The following is a 23,027-nucleotide window of genomic DNA, read 5'->3' on the forward strand; positions in this document are numbered from 1 at the left end:
TCTACATAGGGGGTAGTAGCGTTGGACAGTATCGTCTGAGTTACAACTTTTTCGGCCCCTCGTTTAGAGGGGCTTTTTTTATGCGCGTATACAACTAAAATACGTAAAAATAACTTAAAGCGACCGCCAGATTAGGATAGAGTGGTAGTAGCTCAACTGTATGGCTGTTTTTATGCAGCTTTCAGGTAATTTAATACAGGGCAAGGAGGCTTGGCAGTTTCAATCAGTGCACTGATGTTTATCAGGCATAGCTTTGCTGTTCACTGTATATTGCTGATATCGGGGGCATGAATGACGACAACAAGGAGTTCAGTTGTGAGTGTAAGAAGTAGTACCACCAGTGATTTTCTGCATAACAATGTTAAAGTTTTACGCTCTCGTGTTTCTAAAACCGCCTGGCAGGGCATCACAATCGCCATTGTGGCTTTGATTGTTGCTACCTTGACCGTATCCCACCTTGAATTTGGCAATATCCATATTTCCAGTTTAATTAAAGTGCAAAAGACTAACTTTGCACTCTGGATTCTAGATGTTATCCCGTTTGTATTTGCCTTCTGGGGGCAGTATTCAAGCACCGTGCTGGCCTATGAAGCGAGCGCTATGGTAATGGATCAAACCAAAGAGCTACGTGATAAGGCGGATACCTTTGAAAAACAGGCTCGTCACAGCATTACCCACGACCTACTCACTGATATGCCCAATAAAGAGTTGTTTTATGATCGGGTCGAGCAGCAAATTGTCTCACCACGGGGTAAGGCTGCTTTTTCGGTGTTATTGGTTGAAGTGTCCAACTATAAAGAGATTAGCGATACATTAGGCCGCAATAGTAGCGATAGCCTGATTAAACAGATTGCGGTACGTTTAGAAAGTGCCTTTCCGTCCCCGCTGACCATCGCGCGCTTAGAAAGTAACGTTTTTAGTATATTGATTAGTGAGCTGCTGTCTGAAAAAAAGGTATTGGAGCTGGCGGACAGTGTCCACCGGGTATTACATGATGCTTTTTATATCGAGAAGGTGAAGCTCTCTGCTCAGGCGAATATTGGTATTGTTCACTTTCCGCAGCACGGGACCGATGTTGATACCCTAGTGCAACGGGCGGGGATTGCGTTATATATGGCGCAGAACTCCAATAAGGGTAGTGCGATCTATGATCCATCCTTTGACGCCCACAGCCCAAAACAGTTGACCCTGATGAGCGAGCTTCATCAGGCGATAGAAAATCAAGAATTGGAATTGTTTTATCAACCCAAAATTCGAGTGGAGGATGACCTGTTAACAGGTGCCGAAGCGTTGGTGCGCTGGAATCATCCGAAACATGGGTTATTGTCACCGGACCTCTTTATCCCGTTGATGGAACGCTCAAGACTGATTCAAGGGTTAACCTGTTGGGTGATACAGGATAGCTTTGCGCAGTGTGCCAAGTGGCATAAACAGGGGTTAGATATTGTTGTGTCCATCAACCTGTCGGCTAAAGATCTTAATAATCCAGAGCTGCCTGACCTTATTTCCGGTATCAAAGGGGCCACGGGGATCGACCCTCGCTGGATTACCCTAGAGATCACTGAAAGCTCACTGATGACCGACCCTGATGCCGCGATGGCGGTGATTAATCGCATACATGGGATGGGGTTTCAATTCTCTATTGATGATTATGGTACCGGTTATTCCTCATTGTCCTACTTGAAACAGCTACCGTTGAAAGAGCTTAAAATAGACCGCTCCTTTGTGTCTGACATTCTTCAAAATGAGAGTGATGCGGTGATTGTTAATGCCACTATTAACTTAGCTCATAACCTCGGCCTAGAAGTTACCGCAGAAGGCGTTGAAGACCTTGAGACACTGTCATTATTGAAGGCTGAAGGCTGTGACCTTGTGCAGGGCTATTATCTGGGACGCCCAATGCCGAAAGATGCCTTTGCTCAATGGGGCCTCGCGAGAGGTGATCGTAGGGCTTAAATGGCAGAGTCCACTTAAGCCCTATTCGATAAGCGCTGTTATATCGGTTTGTTGGCCGTGGTTGCGGGCCGCGTTTTTATCCCACCACATCCAGTTCCCGCTGTTTAAATTTAACCCCCCGAGATTCTGCCAACTGCCGACAGGCATCAATATCGACCCCCTCGAGTCCATTGATCGCACTGGCGCTGACATCCTTTATATAATTTGGGGCTTGTGCCACAAAGGCTAACATGGCTGCATATGAGCCGGGCAGGGCTGGCTGGCAATGGCGGATATACACGGCTTCATTTTGCGCATTGAGTGAGATCGATAACGCATCAATGCACTGGCTGAGTTCAGGCAAAATATTGTGCTTATGAACGAGGTTACCCAGTCCGTCGGTATTTAGACGGGTTATCCCACCTTGCTGCTTGACCCAATGGGCTATTTCCAGCAGCGGTTTGAGTCGCAATGTTGGCTCACCATATCCACAAAAAACGATGCAATCGTAACGGTTAGGGTCACCGATCAGTCGAATGATCTGTTGCGCCGCCGGACGTATGTCGAGGCTAAGATCATAACCTTTTACCTCGGTGCAGCCATTATGCTTGGGGCAAAATTGGCAGGCAAGGGTGCAGCGGTCAGTTAGATTGATATACAAGTTATTATCAATCTGATAAACCAGTGTTTCATCATCGGCAATCGCATTGAGCCGTGGCGCGGGTTGACTCTGATTAGGGCGCGCGGTTGTGTGATGGCGATCGTCGTCAGCATTGTGCTCTGAGGTGTGTTTAAGGGAATGCATGAATTGATCCATTATGACGTTAGAGCCGCAGAGTAGCAGCATCCTATTGGTTGGGAGATGATAGTGATCAATATTCGCTGCACAAGTGTGTATTTAATTAAATATTCACTTTTATATTCACAATAATGCATATATGATTTTCCATATATAAAGAAGCGGTAGTGTTTTATGAATCCAGTTGATCTATTTAAGAGCCTCGCCGACGAGACTCGACTTAAATCGGTGTTACTTATTCAACAGCATAAAGAGTTGTGCGTCTGTGAACTGATGGTGGCGCTCGAACTAAGTCAACCCAAAATTTCTCGTCATCTAGCGCAGTTAAAAAAAACGGGCGTATTGATGGATCGTCGTCAGGGTCAATGGGTGTTTTACCGTATTCATCCGGATCTACCGAGTTGGTATCGTGATGTGCTTTTGCAAACAACCACGGGTAATGAAGGCTATATGGAAACTGAGTCGCAGCGTTTACAGCAGATGGGTGCTCGACCAGGTCGCAGTGATCAATGCTGCTAACTAAAAGGACGTCGTTATGTTTGAAGTATTTACTCAATTGGCGGACTGGCTAATCTATGATTTAGCCGGACTATCAGCCAACGAAAGAATCGGCCAAGCACTGCATTTCTTTATTGAAGATACCAGTAAAATTTTTGTCTTGCTGGTGGTGATGATCTATCTCATCGCTCTGATTCGTGCCTCGTTGAATGTCGAACGGGTGAGGGATTTTCTTGCCGGAAAGCACCGTGGTGCGGGTTACTTGATGGGGGCCGGGTTTGGTGCAGTGACACCGTTTTGTTCCTGTTCTAGTATTCCTATTTTTCTTGGTTTTACCTCTGCCGGTATTCCGGTGGGTATTACCATGGCGTTTCTGCTCACATCGCCACTGATCAACGAAGTTGCCGTGCTGTTGCTGCTGAGTTTGTTGGGCTGGAAATTTACTGTGGTCTATATTCTCGTCGGGATGGGGGTGGGTATTGTCGGTGGCTTTTTCCTCGATGCCATTAAGGCCGAGCGCTGGCTGCAGTCATTCGCGGCTAAAGCATTGCAGCAGGGGCAGCAGAATGCATCGGCGGGCGCGGCGAAGGTAGAGTCTTTGTCTATGGCTGCTCGGCATCAGTTTGCTAAAGAGGAAACCTTAGAGATCTTTGGTCGAGTATGGAAGTGGGTCATTATCGGTGTCGGTTTGGGAGCGGCGCTGCATGGTTTCGTTCCTGATGGTTGGATTGAAGCGCACCTCGGTGATGGCCAATGGTGGACAGTACCCGCGGCGGTGATGGTCGGTATTCCACTTTATTCCAATGCCACCGGCGTTATTCCCGTGATGGAAAGTCTGATTAATAATGGCTTGCCGATTGGTACGACATTGGCTTTTTGCATGAGTACCGTGGCGGCTAGCTTCCCTGAATTTATATTATTGAAGCAGGTTATGCAGTGGCGGTTATTGGCGATTCTGTTTGCCATGCTGTTATTTGCATTCACATTGATTGGTTGGATATTTAACATTTTATTTCCGGTTCTTTAACCGCAGGAGAGCGTTATGAAAAATATTAAAGTGTTAGGCAGTGGCTGTGCTAAATGCACTAAAACCGCAGAGTTGATTGAGCAACGGGCGACCGAATTGGGCGTCGCGGTTAGTGTTGCCAAAGAAACCGATGCTCAGGTAATTATGGCCTACGGTGTGATGCGTACACCGGCCGTGGTGATCGATGAGCAACTGGTTCATAGCGGTAGTATTCCAACGGCGAATGATGTCGCTGGATGGTTGCAAGGTTAACAATCAACGCTATATGCCAGCGGTTTAGGTTGGCATTAGGGTATAACGGCGGCTGACGAATAAATCAGGAGGTGGATGTGGCGATTAAAGTGGGGATTAACGGGTTTGGCCGGATGGGACGGCTAGCATTACGTGCGGCGTGGGATTGGCCCGAACTCGAATTTGTGCAAATCAATGATCCGGCCGGCGATGCGGCGACATTGGCGCATTTACTGATGTTTGATTCGGTGCATGGTCTTTGGGCGCATGAAGCACTTGCTGGCAGTGGCGCCCAAGCGAATCAGATATTGGTCGGTGGTAAGTCGATACGCTGTACTCAAAACCGGGCAATAGACGACACGGACTGGTCCGCTTGCGATGTGGTAATCGAAGCCTCAGGGGTGATGAAAAGCAGTGCGAAGTTACAGCCTTACTTGGATCAAGGGGTTAAGCGTATCGTCGTAACGGCGCCGGTGAAAGAAGAGAGCGTGCTAAATATCGTGATGGGGGTTAACCATCATCTCTATGACAAAGATCGCTACCCTATTGTTACCGCCGCTTCGTGCACGACCAACTGTTTGGCCCCGGTGGTCAAAGTGATTCATGAGCAGTTAGGCATAAAACATGGCTCGATGACCACAATTCACGATATTACCAATACCCAGACGATTCTTGATGCCCCCCATAAAGACCTGCGTCGGGCACGGGCTTGTGGCAGCAGTTTAATTCCAACCACGACGGGATCGGCAACCGCTATTACGCATATCTTTCCTGAGTTAAAAGGTAAGTTGAACGGTCATGCAGTGCGGGTGCCATTGGCCAATGCGTCTATTACCGATTGCGTTTTTGAGTTGCAACGGGAGACAACCGCTGACGAGGTTAACCAGCTCTTGAAGCAGGCCGCAGACGGAGAATTGCAAGGTATTCTTGGCTATGAAGAGCGTCCTCTGGTCTCGGTGGATTATAAGACCGACCCTCGTTCCTGTATTGTCGATGCGTTATCGACCATGGTGGTCAATGATACTCAGCTAAAACTCTACCTCTGGTATGACAATGAGTGGGGTTATGCGAATCGAACCGTTGAATTAGTGCGCATGGTAGGGCAGGAGTAGTCATATCATGTTAGCCACTGTGCAACGCTTGTCACCCGAGGTGCGGCAATACCTGATCGTTACCGGTAACTACTGGTCATTTACACTGACCGATGGCGCTTTGCGGATGTTGGTGGTGCTACATTTTCATCAGCTCGGTTATAGTCCGCTGGATATTGCGCTGTTGTTTCTGTTTTATGAGTTCTTCGGTGTGGTGACCAATCTGTTAGGGGGATGGCTTGGTGCCCGTATTGGTTTAAACCGAACGATGAATATCGGTTTGGGGATGCAGGTCGTGGCGTTAGCCATGCTATTACTGCCTAGTAGCATGTTGACAGTCGCTTGGGTGATGTTAGCTCAGGCATTATCGGGAATTGCCAAAGACCTCAATAAAATGAGTGCCAAAAGTGCTGTAAAACAGTTGCTGCCGGCGAATGCTGAAGGAGCTCTATATCAATGGGTTGCACTGTTAACGGGTTCAAAGAACGCCTTAAAAGGAGTGGGCTTTTTTCTTGGTGGAGTGTTGCTGACCCTGTTGGGATTTCAGGGGGCGGTGCTGGCGATGGCGCTGCTGTTGAGCCTTGTTTGGTTGTTGAGTTTGGTGTTGCTGAAGCAAGATCTTGGCAAAGCCAAGAACAAACCTAAGTTCAGCCATATATTCTCCACTAATGCGGCGATTAATTATCTGTCAGCGGCCCGGATGTTTCTGTTTGGTGCGCGGGATGTTTGGTTTGTAGTGGCGCTGCCGGTTTATCTGGTGAATACCTTAGGCTGGGATCATTGGTCCGTAGGAGGATTTCTGGCGCTGTGGGTGATCGGCTATGGCATTATTCAGTCGTTGGCCCCCTATGTCACAGGCAAACGGTCAGGTCGGGTTCCGGGTGGTAGTCAGGCGGTTGGCTGGGCATTGGCGTTGTTGCTGTTGCCGGTGTTGATTGCATTAGCCTTAAACAATGATTTCTATCCTCAAACCGCACTGCTCGCGGGTTTGCTTCTGTTTGGCGGCGTCTTTGCGATAAACTCTTCACTGCATAGCTATTTGATTGTTAGCTATGCTCGAGAAGACGGAGCTTCGATGGATGTCGGGTTTTATTATATGGCCAATGCGATGGGGCGACTGATCGGCACAGTCTTGTCCGGTTATCTGTTTCAACTCGCGGGCTTAGCAGCCTGTCTTTGGGTATCCGGGCTGTTTCTGGCGTTGGCAGCACTGCTTTCACTGTTTTTGCCTCGCAGGGCCTGATATGGATAACGCTAATTGTTAAATTTTCGTTATCTTTCGAGGTTTGGAAAGCGTTTTGGTATAGGATTTTATGTTGTTAACATAACGAAGCGTTTTTCCTAGTAATAAAACTTCAGTTGCAAACCGCTTTAATAAATCAGTACGAGTGGTGGTATAGGGTGTTTTAATGAGCTCACTATAATGCCAACTGATCTTGGCATAGGCGGGAGCATATTTATTGAACTGGTTGGCTAAGTGTCGGATAACTTTAAAACGATGCTTAGTTAGATAATCATTAATGATATAGCGCTCGACTTCTCGTTTAAGTGTCGCAGAGGTAGCAGTCGTTTCTTTCTTGGTAAATAACCAGTTTAGGTTAATGCTCTCATCACCAGAGGCCGTCACTTGATGAAACCAAACCGGTGGAATGTAAACAATATCACCTTCATTCAGGGTAAAGCGGGTATAGATTTTATCCTTCAGAATAGCGTCTCCTCTATCATCAATAATGCTAAAAGTGGTGAACGGATAGCAATCAATAGGTGTATCAGGTGAAACCAGTATCCAGTCTTTAGTGCCTGTTATTTGAGCATTGAAAACATTAATGAAGGTGCTGTCATAATGCCACCTAGATACATTTCCTTTTTTGTTGATCCATAATCTGAGGTGTTTCTTTCTTGGGAATGCCGCAGTGGAGTCGAGACACTGGTTGATGAAGGGCGGCGTAGTATAGTCTTCGACTAAGGCCTCTCTATTCAGCCAATACCATAGCGATGCGGCTGATGCTGAAGCCTCTTTAGCTAGTTTTTTATGTAGATATTCTTCATTCCAGCGCTCTCGTGCAGGCCAGTTTTTGCCTGCACCTTCAATCACGACAGGGACTTCAGGGGTTAAATAGCTATCGCAGAAGTCTGCAAACGAAATATCTGACGACACACGTGCAACGTCAAAAAATCCGTTGTCTTGATCTTGTGGGGAGAGCATAAATGGTTGAGGCCTTGCTTGATTGAAAGTCTGGCCGTCAATATGCCTCATAAGTTGGCCTAAATCCAGACGGTAAGGCTAAGACGGTTAAGGTTGCCCTGTTATTTCCTTCACATTGATATAGAGCGTCAGATGGCGTATCACGTTCCGCTTACCTACTTGGTTATACCTCTTCATGACAATTGAGGCTGGCGTCAGGCTCTCATAATATTCTTAGTAGGAAATTTATTTGCACATCGTGATGCTAACCGAACCTTAATTAGGAGGGCTCAGATGCAAACAGAGCAATTGAACGGGGTTGCCAGCAAGCCGGTCTATGCACCGGTTGAGTTGAACCCAAAATCGAACTTTCATCTTTTTGTTGCCGAGCAGGATGTTCCGGTAGATCTTCAATCACTTTATGACAGTTGCTCTGCAGATAAAGCGGTAGCGGCCTATGCTTCAGCCAGTGACTCGCAACTGCTTGAGTCACTGCAACGTTTTCCGTTGACCGGCACACTTTACCTCGCTGGGACTGAGTCTTTTCTCTGGCGCGTGAAGAGCCATGCTCGTGAGGCAGGGCTTTGTTCAGATCAGGTTCGTTTGTTGGCTCCGATGAGTCGGGAGCGCCATCTGTTTTGTTGTCACTGCCATACGATAACCAAAGAGGTGACGTATTCGCCTTATTCCTGCAATGGCTGTGGTGCGATGTTGGAAGTGACGGATCATTTTTCCCGTCTACATGGCGCTTATTTTGCTTTTCAGGCGAACGCTGAAGATCGCGCCGATATGCCTGAGAAAAGGGAGGTGAACTGATGAGTACGGTTGATCAGATTGTCGTTGAAGTCACCGCGATTCAACAAGTCGCACCGATGATAAAAGCCTTTACCTTAAAGCCCTTGAAGGGAGAGTTAACGCCTTTCTCAGCCGGTGCCCATGTTGTGGTTGAGATGGGTGAAGAACAGAAGCATCGTAACGCTTATTCCCTGATGAGTGATCCAAATGATAGTCGTGAATATCAGATTGCTGTCCGTTTACAAGAGGCCTCACGAGGTGGATCTATCTTTATGCATGAACAGGTTGCGGTGGGAGATCAGCTGAAGATATCGCCTCCCGCGAACTTGTTTGCGCCTGCTTGGCGGGCCAAAAAACATGTCTTGTTCGCCGGAGGTGTTGGCATTACGCCCTTTCTGTCCTATGTGCCGGTGATGCAACAGCGTCAGGCTGAGTTTGAACTGCACTATCTATATCGAAGCCAGCAAACCGGTGCTTATCGTACTGAGTTAATGGAGGAGCTCGGTGAGCGTTGTCACTGTTACGATGCCGATGAAGGTAAACGCTGTGATATTGCAACCGTAATGGCGGATCAGCCGTTGGGGACGCACTTCTATATTTGTGGCCCAGCATCATTGATTGAGACGGTGCAGGCAACCGCTGATCAGTTGGGTATACCAGCGAGTGCGATTCACTGGGAAGAGTTTGCGGGAGCAAAACCCGGTCAGCCCTTTAAGGTTGAGTTAAGTCGCACAGGGGTTGAGCTTGTTGTAGCGGCGGATAGTAGCTTGCTTGAAGTGCTAGAAGAGGCCGATATTGAGATCCCTAACCTCTGTCGGGCGGGGGTTTGCGGCCAATGTGTTTGTGACGTCACCGAGGGAGACGTTGAGCACCGTGATAATTATCTCAGTGACGCTGAAAAACAGTCTGGCAAGCAGATGATGCCCTGTGTGTCCAGAGCGGCAGGCGGACGACTGGTTTTAGATATTTAGGAGAGCAGAATAATGCGTGTAGCACCGAAAGAGATTCAGAGTTTTCGTGACGATTTTACCTATACAAACAGCGCGGCAGCGATTGAGCGTTTTCCGTTTCCATTTCCTGAAGATGAGTATCGCTACTCGGTGAATATTGAAGCACATCAGCCCAAAGGTGGAGAAGGTTCGGCGTTTGAGCATTACATTGATATTGATGAGCATTATTTGTCCGAGATGGCCGAGCGTGAGCTGGTCTTGAAAGAGATGCCTAGTCGCTGCTTGGCGATGGAGCATATGGACCTAGCCTGTTGGGAAATGCTGGAGCGATACATGGTGTCTTTAGCAGAAGATTACCCTGAGCATTTCAAACTCACCCGAGACGATAACCATTGGCACTGGGAGAACAAGCTACTTAATATTGATGATCACTTTACATTTGGTGATGGTGCCACGCTACCGCGTCCACCCTTGGATTATATTGGCCGTCAGGTGCAGGGTGATTTTGCGTTGATGGACCAGCGTGAAGGCAATCTATTTATGGATGCCGGCATGGTGACTTGCCCTGCGGATTGGTCGCTGGCATTTGATGCAGGCATGAGTTTTGATGAATGGCATGGGCCGGTGCCGATGGTGCATAGTGAAGGGATAATTGAGCGGGCGAGAAAATACCTCCTGGCGCTTCCCGTTGGCAAGCCGGTGCGTCGGCTGAACTGGACACTGACCGTCAATGCGCGCATGGATACCTCGTCTGAGACATATAATGAGTGGGGACATGAGCGAACGTCTATTACGCCAGAGAATGTCGCCGAGAAAGTTTATCTGCGGGTCGAAGTACAGGTGTTGGATAGAATGCCGCGTAGTAATGCGGTCACCATTAGTATTCGTACTTATTTGCTTAGCCTTGAGGATTTGGTCACCAATAAAGCGTGGGCTGTGCGTATGCACCGAGCCTTAAAAACGCTACCGGAGGCGTTAGTTAACTATAAAGGATTAACCCGCTTTCACGGGACAGTGGTGGACTATTTAGCTCAGTTTGATCCCGCCAATTGAAACCAGCAACACTGGCCGGGCTTGCCTGTTTTGCCTGTTTTGCCCGGCGCGCGGCGATTGTGCATATTTGAGGTGTGAATCTATCACCGTAAACGAGATGAATGGTTGATCAAAAACGCAGGAGGTCGTGATGGGGTGGATCTATATAGCTATTGCCGGTGTGTTGGAATGTCTGTGGGCGGTAGGGCTGAAATACAGTGACGGATTTACTCGGTTCTGGCCGACAGCGATCAGTATCGTCTTAATTGTCGTGAGCCTTGGTTTATTGTCCTTAGCGATGCGCACGATTCCAGTGGGCACCGCTTATGCGGTCTGGACCGGTATTGGGGCGTCGATATTGGCAACCTATGGTATTTTGTTTTTGGATGAATCGGGCAGTCTGTTGCGGATTCTTTGCATCGCCATTATTGTTGCAGGGGTTGGTGGTTTAAAGCTGTTTGCCTAAACCGATACAAGGCTCAAGGGCGAGCGATCATCAGCAGCGGGTAAGCGCTCACCGGTGATCGCTATCGATGGTTTACGCCCGCAGCTTCATCACACTGACCCGAGGGTGAAGGCTGACAGATTTTGCGGTCGTGGGCTGTTTAGGGCCACCGCGATGGCGTGACTTCGATGGGATTGGTCGAGCACATTCTGCTTGATTTGTGTCGATGAGGTGCGAGGGTTGTAGTGCACCTGAATTATCTTCTTTCCCTGTGCCTTTAAATACCGCTCTACGGCCAGATTGTGTGGTTTGTCTCCCCAATCTTCGCCGATCACAAAGATGTCGACGTCGAGCGCTTTACAGGCACTTACGTATTCGAGCTCATAATAGGGCTGCACAAGATCGACACAGCTTAATGCCTCTAACATCTCTTTGCGTTGATCCAGAGGAATAACCGGAACATTGGGTTTATAGGAATTAACGACTTTATCTGAAGCCACACCGACAACAACGTTGCCTAATGTTTTGCAATATTCTAGCAAGGCTAGGTGACCTACATGTAATAGATCGAACGTGCCAACGGTGTATATGTTCATTTTTTAACTCACTGATAGTATTGGATTTTCTCTTTTAGTTTTTGGCTAAAAAATTTAACCTAGAAGAACGTAACGCCGTAAAAAAAGCTAACGACTAGGGTATACAGGGCAAGGATACGGACATTGTTCGGGTTGCCGGATAACTTGGGGGTTTTAATTTGTGCGACATTTAATGCCGCCAGCAGCAGTCCGCCGAGTGACAGGATGATGGCAAACGTTGCTTGACTAAATAGCGGTTCAAAAGCGAATAAGAACACCAACATTAAGCTGTTATTGTCCAGCGCCAGCCCCGTGTATTTTGCGCCACTCGCCAGGCCAAAAATGCTGAAATAGCTCAATCGGATGGCGGCAGCGGCGAGCATTACAAAGGCAACCACAAGGAAAATGGGTTCAAATTTACCATAACTCATTATCAGAATAGCGGGTGCCACACCATAGCTGACGATGTCGATTAAAACGTCTAGTTGGCCACCAAAGGCGCTATCTGTGCCCGTTCTGCCTTTCATTTTTCGGGCAATGAGGCCATCGGCCCAATCGAAGGCAACCGCCCAAACCATGCCGATCATGGCGCCATGAAAAACACCTAAAATACTGCAATAGATGGCCAATAATGTGCAGGCTAAGCCGGCAAGGGAACACAGGTTGGGTAGATCTTTGACATAGGAGAGAATGGTCGGTTGAGATTGTTCAGTAATCGTCGTCATAGTGGCCCTAAAGGTGGAGCAGGAATCGATCTCGCAAACCGATGGGATTATTAAGGCCACATAGGGGGCATTACCATGCACTTTCAGTGCAAGCAATGACAGACGTTAAAAATGTCTTGCAAGGTCTGAATATAAACTCGATTGAGCGTTCGAGATGAATAGCTAGAAACAGGCGTGGGAGTAACTGAATGTCGCTGTTGAAACAGCTTATGCAAAGCCAAAGGCTTAGAAATAAGATCGCAAGACGTTGGTACTCTCTGTACTTGGCGAATGAACGATAGTAACACAAATTGCGTTGACTGAGTGATACGAGTGAGCTAAATGTTCATGATGGTTATAAATGTTGGACTTAATATTCAGTTTAACCCGTTATGCTCGGGCCACCCTGAGATTTGATGCTGCCTCGTAATGCTCAGAGACTCTGTGTGTTACGAGGCTGGTTAGTGTTAATCAATATCGACCACTACATAGACCTGTTTACCATTGCGTTCGGTCGGTAGAAAGTAATTACCGGCATGACGGAAATACTGCACGCCGTTAATAAGGATAGCGTTACTGCCATTGGGCAGCGTTGTTAGCACGGAACCGGTTGCATAGTGAGATACCTGCTGTGTCTCGGGCTCAACTATCGTTGGTTCAACCACATAGATCTTTCTTTCAGGCACCCAGCGGTAGTAGGCACCATGATAGCGGTAGTATTCACGTCCATGATGTCGGACAGGGACGGCGCTGGAGGGCAGACGTTCATAATATGCACCTTTAGGCGGCTCTACAACGACATATCCCTTATCGGCTTTGCGGTAAAAGAGGGAGTCCATCACCCAATAAGTGACACCGGCGATGACCATTAACGCGGCTGCGCCAGGTAGGTGATCGACGCGATGGCCTTTGCCATGTGATGAAGGGCTGTGGCTAGAACCTGCATACAGTGGCGTGACGGTGCCTAGAGTTAGGGTGGTCAATAACAGATAGGTGGTTAATTTTTTCATTGATATATCCCCTCCTGTTGAGGCGATTTTGTTGGCAGGGCTGCGAGTTCGATGTGCATCTGATCGTGGCTGACTGTGGATAAATGCCACGACGTACAGATGTTGAAAAAGGTTGCTGAGGTGGCCAATGGTGCAACCGAGAAGGTGTATCGGGTCACTATAGGCTGCGATGTTGCGGTGAAGCTTTTCAGCCGAGATAGGTTGTTAATAACGGTGCTGGAATACATAGGAAAGCGCATGGCTGTTCTCCGTGTGAATATGTATTCATTTTGACAACAGCGAATGTTAAGTTGAGTTAAGCGGTTGTAAAGCTAGGTAAATAAACTCAAGTTGATCAAGATAAGAGAACAGTGTCGTTGCGGTGAGATAGAAGCAATAGGAAAAAAGGCGCTAAGTCGCGCCTTGCTGGTGTTGATGGCGGCTGTATGCCGTCGTAAGCCTGAGCAGCAATTGCTACTTCAGCTTAATGGCGAAGTGCTTAAAGACGGGTTTGATAATTTCCCAGGTACCGGTAAAGCCAGCCTCAACCATAAAGGCGTCACCGGGACATAGCGTTACGGGATCTTCACCGTCTTGTGTCACGATCACTTCACCTTCAATTAGGTGGATGAATTCCCAGCTGGCATAGGTGGCGCGATAGGTGCCGGGTGTTGCTGCCCAGCAGCCCGTAATCATACTGCCATCCGGGCTAGTATATTCAATCCAGGTGGTCATCGATGGGGTGCCGGCGACCTTTTCCCAACCTTCTAGATCATCGGTGATGGGGGTGACTGTTTTATCGATTATTTTACTGACCATATTCATACTGTATTCCTTAGTCTGTTCTTGGAGAGACGGTGAGAGTAAAAGGCTGATCGATGATCAGCCTAAATCGGCTTAAACAGCTTGTTTCATGTCGTCTCCGATCGAGAGGTAGGTTTCCAATGAATCATCGAGTGCGTCGATCCAAGGGGTATGGTGGGTAGGAGACATTGTGCCGGTCATCAGTGAACGATAGGCGTGATCCCTAAACGTCATGATGTCTTCCTGTTTGTGGTGTTTCCATTCGAGGAAGGTTTGTCGAACGCCTTCGATATCGAAGGTTGGGTAGTCGGTGGCTTCAATCAACTCAAGGATGTAATCGCCTTGGAAGGTAAACATCTCTTCAGCGGTGGTCAGTGTGAGTTCTCGGGCTTGCCATTCCTTGCTATTGGCGGTCATCTCTTCTTTGGTGGCGGGCAGTTCAATACGACCGAGAATAATATCCCGTGTATACCAGGCTTGGGCATCAAACATATTGAAGGTGTACCACTGATCTTGCATACCCAGATAGAACATCTGCGGATTATCTTCCCAAACAACACCTTTATAGAGGTCCATGGTCCAGAGACGGTTGTCGGTCTTGAGTCGCAGAGACTCATCGATGAAGGGGAAGTGGTGCAAATAGCCGGTGCAGAGAATGATCGCATCGATTTTACGGCTAGTACCATCGGCAAAGTAGGCGGTATCGGTATCAACCCGTTGGAGTAATGGTTTTTCTTCCCAGTTGTCTGGCCATTTGAAGCCCATAGGCGCGGAGCGGTAACAGCTGATTAGGCTGCGGGCGCCATATTTATAGCACTGTGAACCCACGTCTTCTGCGGAATAGCTGCTGCCAACTAAGAGAATATCTTTATCTTTAAATTCCAGTGCATCGCGGAAGTCATGGGCATGTAGAATGCGACCGCCGAAATGGCTGAAACCTTCAAATTCAGGTACGCGTGGTGTGGAAAAGTGGCCAGAGGCGCAAATAACATAGTTGAAGGTTTCGGAATACACCGTATCGCTGTCGTGGTCGTGTACGGTCACCGTGAAGAGTTTGGTGCTGTCATCAAAGGTAATGGTACGCACGGGGGTATTAAAGCGGATATAGTCACGCACACCGGCTTTTTCGACTCGGCCTTTAATATAGTCCCAAAGCACTTCGCGGGGAGGGTATGAGGGGATCGCTTTACCGAAGTGTTCCTCAAAGCTGTAATCGGCAAATTCTAGACACTCTTTAGGTCCATTCGACCAGAGGTAACGATACATACTGCCGTGAACGGGTTCGCCGTGCTCGTCTAAGCCGGTACGCCAGCTGTAATTCCATAAGCCGCCCCAGTCGCTTTGTTTTTCAAAACAGACTATTTCAGGGATCTCAGCGCCTTTCTGTTGAGCTGATTGGAAAGCTCTGAGCTGAGCTAGACCGCTTGGACCTGCACCAATTATCGCTACTCGCTTCGTCATGTGTGATCTCCTAATGATTAATATTCACTTGCCATCAGGTTATGCAGTAAACGACGTGGGATAAATTCCTCAGAGTGGATAAGTCAAAAGGGGTAAGAGGGGTTACTCCGTGGGGCTGATATTCAAAATAACACCTTCGATACCCAGCACAGCACCGGTCGATGAGTAGATACCCTGACCTTTTTCATAAACTTGACGATATTGGCCATCGGCATGGAGCAACTGATAGTACAGTTCAAAACACTGTTGCTGTTGAAGGGCGCGTTGAACCGTTTCCCATACCCGACTGGCATCGTTGGGATGGATCAGCGCACCAATCGATAACTGTGTTTGATTGAGCAGTTGATCGCGACTATATCCAGTTAACCCTAGGCAACCTTCACTGACATACTCCATGGTCCAGCGGGTGTCGTTTCGACCGCGATAGAGCATGCCGGATAATCGATTTACCAGCCCTGCTAAGCTGCGATGGGTTGCTTTTCTGATCTCATCACTGCGTACCTGTGGGGTAATATCGCAGAGGGTCGCCGTTAAAAGGGAGGATTGATCGGCATGCAGCGGTTGTAAGCGAATTTCACACCAGCGAACTTCACCGTCTTTACGGATTAGGCGAAACCAGAGACACTGACTGAGATGCTCCCGATGAACCTGTTGGGTAAAGGCGATCCAGTTGTGTTGATCTTCAGGGTGGATATAGTCACTAAAGCAGGTATCGATGGCGTCTTTTAGAGGGTATCCAGTGAGGGTTTTCCAACAGGCGTTTACATAACGGATTTCCAATTGCGGTGTGAACACCAGCACTGCATCACTTAGACTATCGAGTACCTCTGCCAGCACCGGTAACGCTTTTGATCGCTCTTTTTTTGGGCGACGAAATAACGAGAGTACCGCCATCATCCACGCTCGGTTTCAGGTAACGGTTGATTGGCATGGGCCCAGGCGGCCAGTTCAAGGCGTGAATTAACGTTTAATTTGCGTAGCAGGTTTTTAACATAGACTTTAACCGTACCATCACTAATGCCTAGTTCCCGTGCAATGAGCTTATTGCTCATACCCCGGGTGATTAGCTCTAGGGTTTGCAGTTCTCGCTCGGTAAGGTCTGCATGCTGAGGCGGTGTTTCTAAAGGTGATGGATCGCCCTTACTCAGGTGATGGGCCAGCATGGTAACCCCAGTATTATCCATGGCGATATTGCCGAGCATCGCATCCTTTAAACCGTTGATAATCTGTTCAGGGGAGGAGTCTTTTAATAGATAGCCATTGGCGCCTGCCGAAATCGCGGCAAACAGTTCACTGCTGTCATCTGATGCGGTGAGGAAGATAACCTTTTGTTCAACACCTTGTTGTTTGAGTCGTTGCAGCAACTGAAGCCCTGAAAGTTCTGGCATATGCATATCTAACAGCAGCAGTTCTGGTGCGAGTTCAGGAAGGGCATCGAGCAGTTGCTGACCACCATCAAAATCAGCGAGAACGTTGAATTCACCGCTGTCATTGAGCAGTTCGACAACCCCGCGTCGAAATAATGGATGATCATCAACGATGACCACATCTGTAACTTTATTTGTATTCATAAGTGCTTCATTTATAAGCATTGTGTTTGTCGGCGATGATGAATAAAAAACCATCGATCGGCGGTATCTATTATTTGGCTGCTGGAATAATTAGGTCTATCCGTGTGCCACCCGCTGCCCGAGGCAGTATGAACAGATTGGCCTGGATGCGTTCTGCTCTTTCCTGCATGATCTTCATACCAAAACTATCTTGGCGAGCCTGATCGGCACAGATCCCTTTACCGTTATCCTCAATACGAATGCGCACCGAACCGTCATTCTGGCGTAGCAGCTGTACTCGCGCATGGCTTGCATGGGCGTGTCGCACGATGTTGTTGAGGGCCTCACGGATAATAAAAATCGCCTGAGAATCATCTTCGGTGAACAACTGCGCGCCTACCCGATTATCCAGTTCAAATACCATCGCACAGCGTTGTTCAAACTCGCCAATGGCTTGGCTGATGGCATCAACCAGGTGGCCTTGCTCAATAGAAAGTCGGGAGCAGGCGATTAGTTCGCGGGTTTGTCGATAGGCGCACTGCGCCTGATGGGATAGGTCTTCGCTAATTTTCGCGAGCTCAGGTTCTGAGGTGTTTTTACATTGCTGGGCGAGACGAGAGGCTTTGATCCGCATATATCCGAGAATCTGTGCCATTGAGTCATGCAGTTCGGCGGCATGGGCTGCTTTTTCAGAACTGATGGCCGCGTTGATGCGTGATTGTTGTCGGCACCAACCCTTCAAACCACTGCCGAGGGCTTCAGCGACAGGCGTTAATAGACGGTTTATCGGGGTGCTATCCGGCAGATGATCCTTGAAACACAACACTACCCAACCGGCACTGTCGGCATCGTCTAAGGTTAGCTTTAAGGCGTGTATGGAAAGGGCGCTGCCGGGCAGTTTATAGCGTAATTCGTCGGCATCTTGGATGCTGTGTTCGGTTAATTGATAGCGTAGTTGTGCCGCCAATCCCATGGGCGGCACGATATCCGTTGGGTGCAATAATCTGTTTCGATCTGGTATTGGCATACCGATGAGGTAGATATCCGCTTCAAAGTGCAGGCCGACATAGCGTTGCAGTTGGTCGAGGCTCTGTTTCAAACTTTGGCTAATGTTGTCACTGCAGGCCAGATCAATGACCAGTTGGCTCAGGGCCGGAGCGTAGGTGCTCTCTTTTCGTGTCACCTGCTGTTGACGTTGTTCACGTAACAGTCGGGGAAAGTTGAGCAACCACAGGGGCATGGATACAGCCATTTTAACCTCCTTCACAGTGCGTTCGCCGGGTAGGGAAACGTCTCTCATGGTATGAACTAAGCAGTTTCTGTGCCATCGAGGGATGAATACTCACAATGGCTTACTCCTTCCTGAGAATTGTTACTTAAATCACTATGAGTAAATATTTTTAACCAGCAAGAAATAAATTTTGCGGGTTAATGGGTGGCTGAATCTGCACCATATTGGCTCCGAATGCCCAAAAAGCGCACTTATATAGCGCTGTAAGAGATCGGTCTCAGGGTGGAATTGAGTGACAAGTTTTGTCGACAAGTTTAACGGGATAACGCTATGACGATTCATCAACAACAGGCTCAGGTATCAAATGAGGTATTACCCGTTCAGCCTCGGCTATATCGGGTTGAAGGGCAGGATGCATTACGGTTAGCGCTACATGCTGGCGATAAGGTCTGTATTACGTCGGCGGATTTTCAGCAGGGCTGTGAACTACTTTTTATGGATGCACAGGGCGATGTTGCGGAGTCTCCGTTGCCCCATTACCCACTCAGTGAAGCGGTGAATACCGGAGCGCAATTGGCACAGCTCAGTGAGTCAGCGTTGCGATTAAGCGAGTTGCTGCAAGTGTGGGGGATTAATGAACAAGCCTTACAACAGGCTCATTGTTGTTCTGCCGACGGATTGCCAACGTTTGAGGTGAGTGAGTCGCTGACAATGGTTGTGCTTTGTTGCGGCAAGGATATGCAGGTCGTTGAGCAGACCCCTGTAACGGCGTTGCAGGTGGCGCACTTCACCACGGCCGATGCTGATTTACCGGCACCTCTAGCGACGCCTCGTAGCGAGTTTCGTGTCCCCCGTGGCAGTGCGGTCAGCTATGAGGTCAAAGCGGGTGAGTGGATTCAAATTATTGATGTTGAAGGTAAGCAGTGCAGCGATTTTATTGCCTTTGATGCGGCCGCGCTAGCGCAAGGACATGAGGTGGCCTTGGATGCCGTTGCGACGCGAACATTGAACGGATTAACACTGCCTCAGCCTGGCTTGCATTCAAAGCTGGTCGATACGCGGCAACAAACCATGCTTGAGGTGGTGCAGGATACAGTCGGGCGACACGATAGTTTTCTGTTTGCCTGTAACAGTAAGTTTTACGAAGACAGCGGTTATTTTGGCCATCTAAACTGCACCGATAATTTCAATCGCTGTTTGAGTAATTATGGCATCGCCGCGAGGGATGGCTGGCCAGCGATCAATTTCTTTTTTAATACCAGCGCCGGTGATTGCGGCACGATTGCATTTGAAGAGCCTTGGTCGCGCGCAGGTGATTATGTCTTATTGCAAGCCAACAGAGATTTGATCTGTGCATCGTCTGCTTGCCCCGATGATATTGATCCTGCCAATGGCTGGAATCCCACTGATATCCATGTCCGTATCTATCCGGCACGTTGTGAATTTCCACGTTCTGTGGGTTACCGAATTACACCAGAGGAACAGCCCCGTATGACTAAGCCGACCGGTTTCCATGGCCGCACATCCGCCCTGACAAAACAGTTTACTGAATATCGAGGCTACTGGGTGGCGTCAGAATATCAGAATTATGGTGCTCGGGCTGAATATTTAGCCTGTCGTGAGCGTGTCGCCATGATTGATTTAACGCCACTGAGAAAATTTGAAGTGGTCGGCCCTGATGCTGAAATCCTACTGCAATATGCGTTAACGCGAAATGTCTCACGGATGTCTATTGGCGAAGTGGTCTATTCGGCGGTGTGCCACAGTACGGGGGGGATGATCGATGATGGGACGTTATTTCGTTTAGGGCAGCATGCGTTTCGTTGGATCTGTGGTGATTCATACTGCGGTATCTGGTTACGCCAGTTAGCTGCCGAGAAAGGTTTGCAGGTGCAGGTCCGGGAATCCACCGATCAGATCCATAACGTTGCAGTGCAGGGACCGCAAAGTCGCAACCTGCTACAACAGATTATTTGGAACGCCGAGTCTTGCACTCCAATCGCTGAGCTAGGCTGGTTCCGCTTTATGACCGGTCGCGTGGGTGGCCCGGATGGGATGCCGGTGATGGTTTCTCGGACGGGTTATACCGGTGAACTTGGCTTTGAAGTTTGGTGTCATCCGGATCAGGGCGAGCAGCTATGGGATACGATTTGGCAGGCCGGTGAGCCATACGGTATTGCGCCGTTAGGCTTTGATGCCTTGGATACATTGCGCATAGAAGCGGGGCTTATTTTTGCCGAACATGAGTTCTGTGCCGAAACCAATCCATTTGAAGCGGGCATTGGCTTTACCGTGCCGTTGAAAACCAAGACCGATGACTTTGTTGGACGCGACGCGATTGCAGCTCAAAATCCATTGAGTCGAAAAAAACTGGTTGGACTCATGATCGATAGTCAAGAAACCGTTAGCCACGGTGATTCAATCTTTAATGGTCGTTTCCCGGTGGGCGTGGTGACCAGTGCGACCTATTCGCCAAGCCTGAAAAGCCAAATCGCTTTGTGTCGTGTTGAGCCTCAGTTTGCGGAGCCTGGCACTGTACTGGAAGTTGGACAGCTGGATGGCCAGCGCAAACGGATTCCGGTGCGTACAACCACATTACCGTTCTACGATCCAGAAAGAACTCGCGTCAGAAGTTAATAAAAGCAAAACCTATATCAGCGTGGGGCGGTTAGAACGCTTGATATAACGTGATGGATGAGAGTGATTAACAAGGTTTGGACGCTCATCATCCGCGGATGATGGGTGTTAATTCAAAGGGGGATGCCTGTAATCGAAGAGGGTCGGTGATGAGTTATCCGTTTTTAGCGTAGGCAATGATGGTCATTATGATTTACGCCATCAAGGTTAGCCCTATTACCTATGTAAGGGTGACGACTGATTTAGACTCTTTTTGGTGCGGTGCATCATTTAAGGTCAATAAAAAGATGAGGAAGAGAGAGTAATTAGTGGTTTTTATTATTTAACTCACTGATATTAAATAATAAATATTGCTGGTGGTATAAAAAATGCATTTCCTGAAGGGAAATAAAGTTTACCAACGATAAATAAAATTTAACGGCTTAAATCGCAGTTCTAAACGATTGTGCAATAGAAAATTTAACAGATGAGAGGTTTCCCAAAATGGAGCAGACAGCCCCTACATTAGCAGAGTTACAAACTCTGATAGAGATGACGGGCACCATCAATATGGAAGTATTCTATTGGTGGTGTACCGGTTTAATGATAATTATCCATGCAGGCTTTTTGGCGTATGAGATGGGTGCTTCACGCCTGAAAAATGCCCTGGCATCTGGTGTGAAAAACATTCTGGCATTCGCCTTTATTATTCCGACCTTCTTCTTTTTCGGCTGGTGGATCTATCTAGCCATGTACAACGGTTTCACGCCCGATTATGAAGCGGGTGCAGCAGGTCTGCCTTGGTCTTTGAATATGGGGCCGAACCTAGCCGATAATGCGAGTGGTATCTTCTGGGGTGCTTTTGTCCTCTTTGCGGCAACCACCGCATCAATTTTCTCCGGTGCGGTGATTGAGCGGATTCGCATGAGCTCTTTCCTGATTCTGGCGATCATTCTCGGTTCAGTTGTTTGGATTCTGGGCGCGGCCTGGGGCTGGCATCCAACTGGTTGGTTGACCGTTGAGTGGGGCTTCCATGACTTTGGCGCAGCAGGTTGCGTACATATGGTTGCTGGCTTCTTTGCGCTGGGTGTCACCATTAACCTTGGGCCACGTATCGGTCGCTTCCTTGCGGATGGTACGCCGGTTGATATTAAAGGTCATAGTATGCCGATGACCATTATCGGTCTGATGCTGATCATTGTTGGTTTCTTCGGTTTCCTCGGCGGCTGTATCATCTATGCCGGTAGCGCTCAATGGACCACTATCTTCGGTACGCCCGTTACCTTGTCAGCAGTTAGCTTCAATACACTGATGGCTTTCTCCGGCGGTATTATTGGTGCTTACTTTGTTACTCGTCAGCCTTTCTGGATGATGTCCGGTGCACTGGCGGGTATCTTCTCTGCGGCGCCAGGTCTGGATCTTTATTACCCACCACTAGCGTTCCTGTTAGGTATTACTGGCGGTGTTGTTGCGCCATTAGCGGACAAGTTCATCACCAATAAGTTTAAGGTTGATGATGCAGTAGGTGCATTTGCGGTTCACGGTGTGGGCGGTCTGATCGGTATTATCGGTCTAGGTATCTTCGCCAGCGGTTTCCCGAATGTTATCGAAGGTGCGCCTGACGTTTCATTCACAGGTCAGCTAATGAGTGCCGGTGTCATGGCTCTACTCGGCTTCGTGCCAGGCTATGGTCTGTCCTGGGTAATGGCGAAAGTGAACTTCCTACGTGTACCACCTAAAGCGGAAGAGATGGGTCTGGATATTGTTGAAGTACCTCTGGAAGCTTATCCAGAATCAGTGCCAGCATATTCATCTGAAATACCGGCTACTAAAGTAACAGCCACTGCAACGGCTTAAGGAGAACGACTATGAATTCAAGTCCTATTACTAGTTGGGAAGGCGCAGAAGCGTACTTTACCTTTGCGGATAGCCCAACCGCTATGATGCTTATTCTGGGTTTGGCTGTTCTTGCTACGGCAGGTGCAGTGTTGGCCAGTGTGCTGCACGAAAATCACACCTATATCGATTATAAGTAGTGATTAGTCCTGTCGTGTTACGATAGGACGAAACCTGTTCCGGAGTGGTACTCACTGCTCCGGAACTTATTTT

At 48.4% G+C, this 23,027-nt stretch carries 23 protein-coding genes; 13 read left to right on the forward strand and 10 right to left on the reverse strand.

All coding sequences use genetic code 11. From position 1 onward, the window contains the following. Positions 1–315: 315 nt before the first annotated feature. Positions 316–1,956 carry a putative bifunctional diguanylate cyclase/phosphodiesterase gene (locus ACN0T0_RS09375; protein WP_417225390.1) on the forward strand — a complete coding sequence of 547 codons (1,641 nt, stop codon included), beginning with the start codon at positions 316–318 and terminating at the stop codon, positions 1,954–1,956. A gap of 76 nt (positions 1,957–2,032) precedes the next feature. On the opposite strand, the gene ACN0T0_RS09380 is transcribed toward ACN0T0_RS09375, so the two are convergent. After that, positions 2,033–2,740, reverse strand: a complete 708-nt coding sequence (locus tag ACN0T0_RS09380; RefSeq protein ID WP_417225392.1) for a TatD family nuclease-associated radical SAM protein — start codon at positions 2,738–2,740, stop codon at positions 2,033–2,035. Positions 2,741–2,908: 168 nt separating this feature from the next. Between ACN0T0_RS09380 and ACN0T0_RS09385 the strand changes: the two genes are divergently transcribed. From ACN0T0_RS09385 to arsJ, 5 genes are all read left to right on the forward strand, one after another. Further along, a complete protein-coding gene (locus tag ACN0T0_RS09385; protein WP_417225394.1) occupies positions 2,909–3,253 on the forward strand; it encodes a metalloregulator ArsR/SmtB family transcription factor in 345 nt (114 codons plus the stop codon). A gap of 16 nt (positions 3,254–3,269) precedes the next feature. Further along, the gene (locus ACN0T0_RS09390; protein WP_417225396.1) at positions 3,270–4,259 is read left to right on the forward strand and encodes a permease; all 990 of its coding nucleotides are present in this window, start codon (positions 3,270–3,272) and stop codon (positions 4,257–4,259) included. 15 nt (positions 4,260–4,274) lie between these two features. Continuing rightward, on the forward strand, positions 4,275–4,511 hold the full coding sequence (locus ACN0T0_RS09395; protein ID WP_417225398.1) for a thioredoxin family protein: 237 nt from the start codon (positions 4,275–4,277) through the stop codon (positions 4,509–4,511). Between the two features lie 77 nt (positions 4,512–4,588). After that, complete coding sequence (locus ACN0T0_RS09400) at positions 4,589–5,602, forward strand: ArsJ-associated glyceraldehyde-3-phosphate dehydrogenase (RefSeq protein WP_417225400.1); 1,014 nt, start codon at positions 4,589–4,591, stop codon at positions 5,600–5,602. Positions 5,603–5,609: 7 nt separating this feature from the next. Continuing rightward, the gene (gene arsJ / locus ACN0T0_RS09405; protein WP_417225402.1) at positions 5,610–6,824 is read left to right on the forward strand and encodes an organoarsenical effux MFS transporter ArsJ; all 1,215 of its coding nucleotides are present in this window, start codon (positions 5,610–5,612) and stop codon (positions 6,822–6,824) included. An 18-nt stretch (positions 6,825–6,842) separates the two neighbouring features. Here arsJ and ACN0T0_RS09410 read toward each other — a convergent pair whose 3' ends face one another. Further along, the gene (locus ACN0T0_RS09410) at positions 6,843–7,838 is read right to left on the reverse strand and encodes a cupin-like domain-containing protein (protein ID WP_417225404.1); all 996 of its coding nucleotides are present in this window, start codon (positions 7,836–7,838) and stop codon (positions 6,843–6,845) included. A 222-nt stretch (positions 7,839–8,060) separates the two neighbouring features. Between ACN0T0_RS09410 and ACN0T0_RS09415 the strand changes: the two genes are divergently transcribed. The 4 genes from ACN0T0_RS09415 to ACN0T0_RS09430 all read left to right on the forward strand — a co-directional run bounded on the left by ACN0T0_RS09415 (position 8,061) and on the right by ACN0T0_RS09430 (position 11,009). Continuing rightward, on the forward strand, positions 8,061–8,582 hold the full coding sequence (locus ACN0T0_RS09415; protein ID WP_417225406.1) for a dimethylamine monooxygenase subunit DmmA family protein: 522 nt from the start codon (positions 8,061–8,063) through the stop codon (positions 8,580–8,582). Beyond that, complete coding sequence (locus ACN0T0_RS09420) at positions 8,582–9,532, forward strand: PDR/VanB family oxidoreductase (protein ID WP_417225408.1); 951 nt, start codon at positions 8,582–8,584, stop codon at positions 9,530–9,532. Before ACN0T0_RS09415 ends, ACN0T0_RS09420 begins: the two co-directional genes overlap by 1 nt. A gap of 12 nt (positions 9,533–9,544) precedes the next feature. After that, entirely contained in the window at positions 9,545–10,564 is a 1,020-nt protein-coding gene (locus tag ACN0T0_RS09425; RefSeq protein WP_417225410.1) for a heme-dependent oxidative N-demethylase family protein, read from the forward strand. 130 nt (positions 10,565–10,694) lie between these two features. Next, positions 10,695–11,009, forward strand: a complete 315-nt coding sequence (locus ACN0T0_RS09430) for a DMT family transporter (RefSeq protein WP_417225412.1) — start codon at positions 10,695–10,697, stop codon at positions 11,007–11,009. Positions 11,010–11,098: 89 nt separating this feature from the next. Here the strand turns inward: ACN0T0_RS09430 and ACN0T0_RS09435 are convergent, their stop codons facing one another. From ACN0T0_RS09435 to ACN0T0_RS09470, 8 genes are all read right to left on the reverse strand, one after another. Then, the gene (locus ACN0T0_RS09435) at positions 11,099–11,584 is read right to left on the reverse strand and encodes an adenylyltransferase/cytidyltransferase family protein (RefSeq protein WP_417225414.1); all 486 of its coding nucleotides are present in this window, start codon (positions 11,582–11,584) and stop codon (positions 11,099–11,101) included. Positions 11,585–11,643: 59 nt separating this feature from the next. Then, the gene (locus ACN0T0_RS09440; protein ID WP_417225415.1) at positions 11,644–12,288 is read right to left on the reverse strand and encodes a CDP-alcohol phosphatidyltransferase family protein; all 645 of its coding nucleotides are present in this window, start codon (positions 12,286–12,288) and stop codon (positions 11,644–11,646) included. A gap of 446 nt (positions 12,289–12,734) precedes the next feature. Continuing rightward, entirely contained in the window at positions 12,735–13,277 is a 543-nt protein-coding gene (locus tag ACN0T0_RS09445; RefSeq protein ID WP_417225417.1) for a DUF6515 family protein, read from the reverse strand. Positions 13,278–13,730: 453 nt separating this feature from the next. Beyond that, entirely contained in the window at positions 13,731–14,081 is a 351-nt protein-coding gene (locus ACN0T0_RS09450) for a cupin domain-containing protein (RefSeq protein ID WP_417225419.1), read from the reverse strand. 72 nt (positions 14,082–14,153) lie between these two features. After that, complete coding sequence (locus tag ACN0T0_RS09455; protein ID WP_417225421.1) at positions 14,154–15,521, reverse strand: NAD(P)-binding domain-containing protein; 1,368 nt, start codon at positions 15,519–15,521, stop codon at positions 14,154–14,156. Between the two features lie 102 nt (positions 15,522–15,623). Then, on the reverse strand, positions 15,624–16,415 hold the full coding sequence (locus tag ACN0T0_RS09460) for a PAS domain-containing protein (protein WP_417225423.1): 792 nt from the start codon (positions 16,413–16,415) through the stop codon (positions 15,624–15,626). Further along, a complete protein-coding gene (locus ACN0T0_RS09465) occupies positions 16,415–17,092 on the reverse strand; it encodes a response regulator (protein WP_417225425.1) in 678 nt (225 codons plus the stop codon). The genes ACN0T0_RS09460 and ACN0T0_RS09465 overlap by 1 nt, the downstream gene beginning before the upstream one ends. 70 nt (positions 17,093–17,162) lie before the next feature. Further along, complete coding sequence (locus ACN0T0_RS09470) at positions 17,163–18,323, reverse strand: sensor histidine kinase (protein ID WP_417225427.1); 1,161 nt, start codon at positions 18,321–18,323, stop codon at positions 17,163–17,165. A gap of 309 nt (positions 18,324–18,632) precedes the next feature. Between ACN0T0_RS09470 and ACN0T0_RS09475 the strand changes: the two genes are divergently transcribed. The 3 genes from ACN0T0_RS09475 to ACN0T0_RS09485 all read left to right on the forward strand — a co-directional run bounded on the left by ACN0T0_RS09475 (position 18,633) and on the right by ACN0T0_RS09485 (position 22,954). Beyond that, positions 18,633–20,939, forward strand: coding sequence for a DUF1989 domain-containing protein (locus ACN0T0_RS09475; protein ID WP_417225429.1), 2,307 nt, complete (start codon positions 18,633–18,635; stop codon positions 20,937–20,939). 483 nt (positions 20,940–21,422) lie between these two features. After that, a complete protein-coding gene (locus tag ACN0T0_RS09480; RefSeq protein WP_417225431.1) occupies positions 21,423–22,775 on the forward strand; it encodes an ammonium transporter in 1,353 nt (450 codons plus the stop codon). Positions 22,776–22,786: 11 nt separating this feature from the next. Next, positions 22,787–22,954: a hypothetical protein gene (locus tag ACN0T0_RS09485; protein WP_417225433.1), complete on the forward strand. Its 168-nt coding sequence runs from the start codon at positions 22,787–22,789 to the stop codon at positions 22,952–22,954. The last annotated feature ends 73 nt before the right edge of the window (positions 22,955–23,027 follow it).

Source organism: Amphritea sp., assembly GCF_048266285.1.
GTDB lineage: Bacteria > Pseudomonadota > Gammaproteobacteria > Pseudomonadales > Balneatricaceae > Amphritea.

Coding starts and splice junctions, on each gene's coding strand:
- ACN0T0_RS09440 (WP_417225415.1), bottom strand. CDS start 12,288: ATGACGACGATTACTGAACAATCTCAACCGACCATTCTCTCCTATGTC.
- ACN0T0_RS09420 (WP_417225408.1), top strand. CDS start 8,582: ATGAGTACGGTTGATCAGATTGTCGTTGAAGTCACCGCGATTCAACAA.
- ACN0T0_RS09445 (WP_417225417.1), bottom strand. CDS start 13,277: ATGAAAAAATTAACCACCTATCTGTTATTGACCACCCTAACTCTAGGC.
- ACN0T0_RS09460 (WP_417225423.1), bottom strand. CDS start 16,415: ATGGCGGTACTCTCGTTATTTCGTCGCCCAAAAAAAGAGCGATCAAAA.
- ACN0T0_RS09435 (WP_417225414.1), bottom strand. CDS start 11,584: ATGAACATATACACCGTTGGCACGTTCGATCTATTACATGTAGGTCAC.
- ACN0T0_RS09450 (WP_417225419.1), bottom strand. CDS start 14,081: ATGAATATGGTCAGTAAAATAATCGATAAAACAGTCACCCCCATCACC.
- ACN0T0_RS09410 (WP_417225404.1), bottom strand. CDS start 7,838: ATGAGGCATATTGACGGCCAGACTTTCAATCAAGCAAGGCCTCAACCA.
- ACN0T0_RS09395 (WP_417225398.1), top strand. CDS start 4,275: ATGAAAAATATTAAAGTGTTAGGCAGTGGCTGTGCTAAATGCACTAAA.
- ACN0T0_RS09475 (WP_417225429.1), top strand. CDS start 18,633: ATGACGATTCATCAACAACAGGCTCAGGTATCAAATGAGGTATTACCC.
- ACN0T0_RS09455 (WP_417225421.1), bottom strand. CDS start 15,521: ATGACGAAGCGAGTAGCGATAATTGGTGCAGGTCCAAGCGGTCTAGCT.
- ACN0T0_RS09430 (WP_417225412.1), top strand. CDS start 10,695: ATGGGGTGGATCTATATAGCTATTGCCGGTGTGTTGGAATGTCTGTGG.
- ACN0T0_RS09425 (WP_417225410.1), top strand. CDS start 9,545: ATGCGTGTAGCACCGAAAGAGATTCAGAGTTTTCGTGACGATTTTACC.
- ACN0T0_RS09470 (WP_417225427.1), bottom strand. CDS start 18,323: ATGGCTGTATCCATGCCCCTGTGGTTGCTCAACTTTCCCCGACTGTTA.
- ACN0T0_RS09415 (WP_417225406.1), top strand. CDS start 8,061: ATGCAAACAGAGCAATTGAACGGGGTTGCCAGCAAGCCGGTCTATGCA.
- ACN0T0_RS09465 (WP_417225425.1), bottom strand. CDS start 17,092: ATGAATACAAATAAAGTTACAGATGTGGTCATCGTTGATGATCATCCA.
- ACN0T0_RS09380 (WP_417225392.1), bottom strand. CDS start 2,740: ATGCATTCCCTTAAACACACCTCAGAGCACAATGCTGACGACGATCGC.
- ACN0T0_RS09385 (WP_417225394.1), top strand. CDS start 2,909: ATGAATCCAGTTGATCTATTTAAGAGCCTCGCCGACGAGACTCGACTT.
- ACN0T0_RS09480 (WP_417225431.1), top strand. CDS start 21,423: ATGGAGCAGACAGCCCCTACATTAGCAGAGTTACAAACTCTGATAGAG.
- arsJ (WP_417225402.1), top strand. CDS start 5,610: ATGTTAGCCACTGTGCAACGCTTGTCACCCGAGGTGCGGCAATACCTG.
- ACN0T0_RS09390 (WP_417225396.1), top strand. CDS start 3,270: ATGTTTGAAGTATTTACTCAATTGGCGGACTGGCTAATCTATGATTTA.
- ACN0T0_RS09485 (WP_417225433.1), top strand. CDS start 22,787: ATGAATTCAAGTCCTATTACTAGTTGGGAAGGCGCAGAAGCGTACTTT.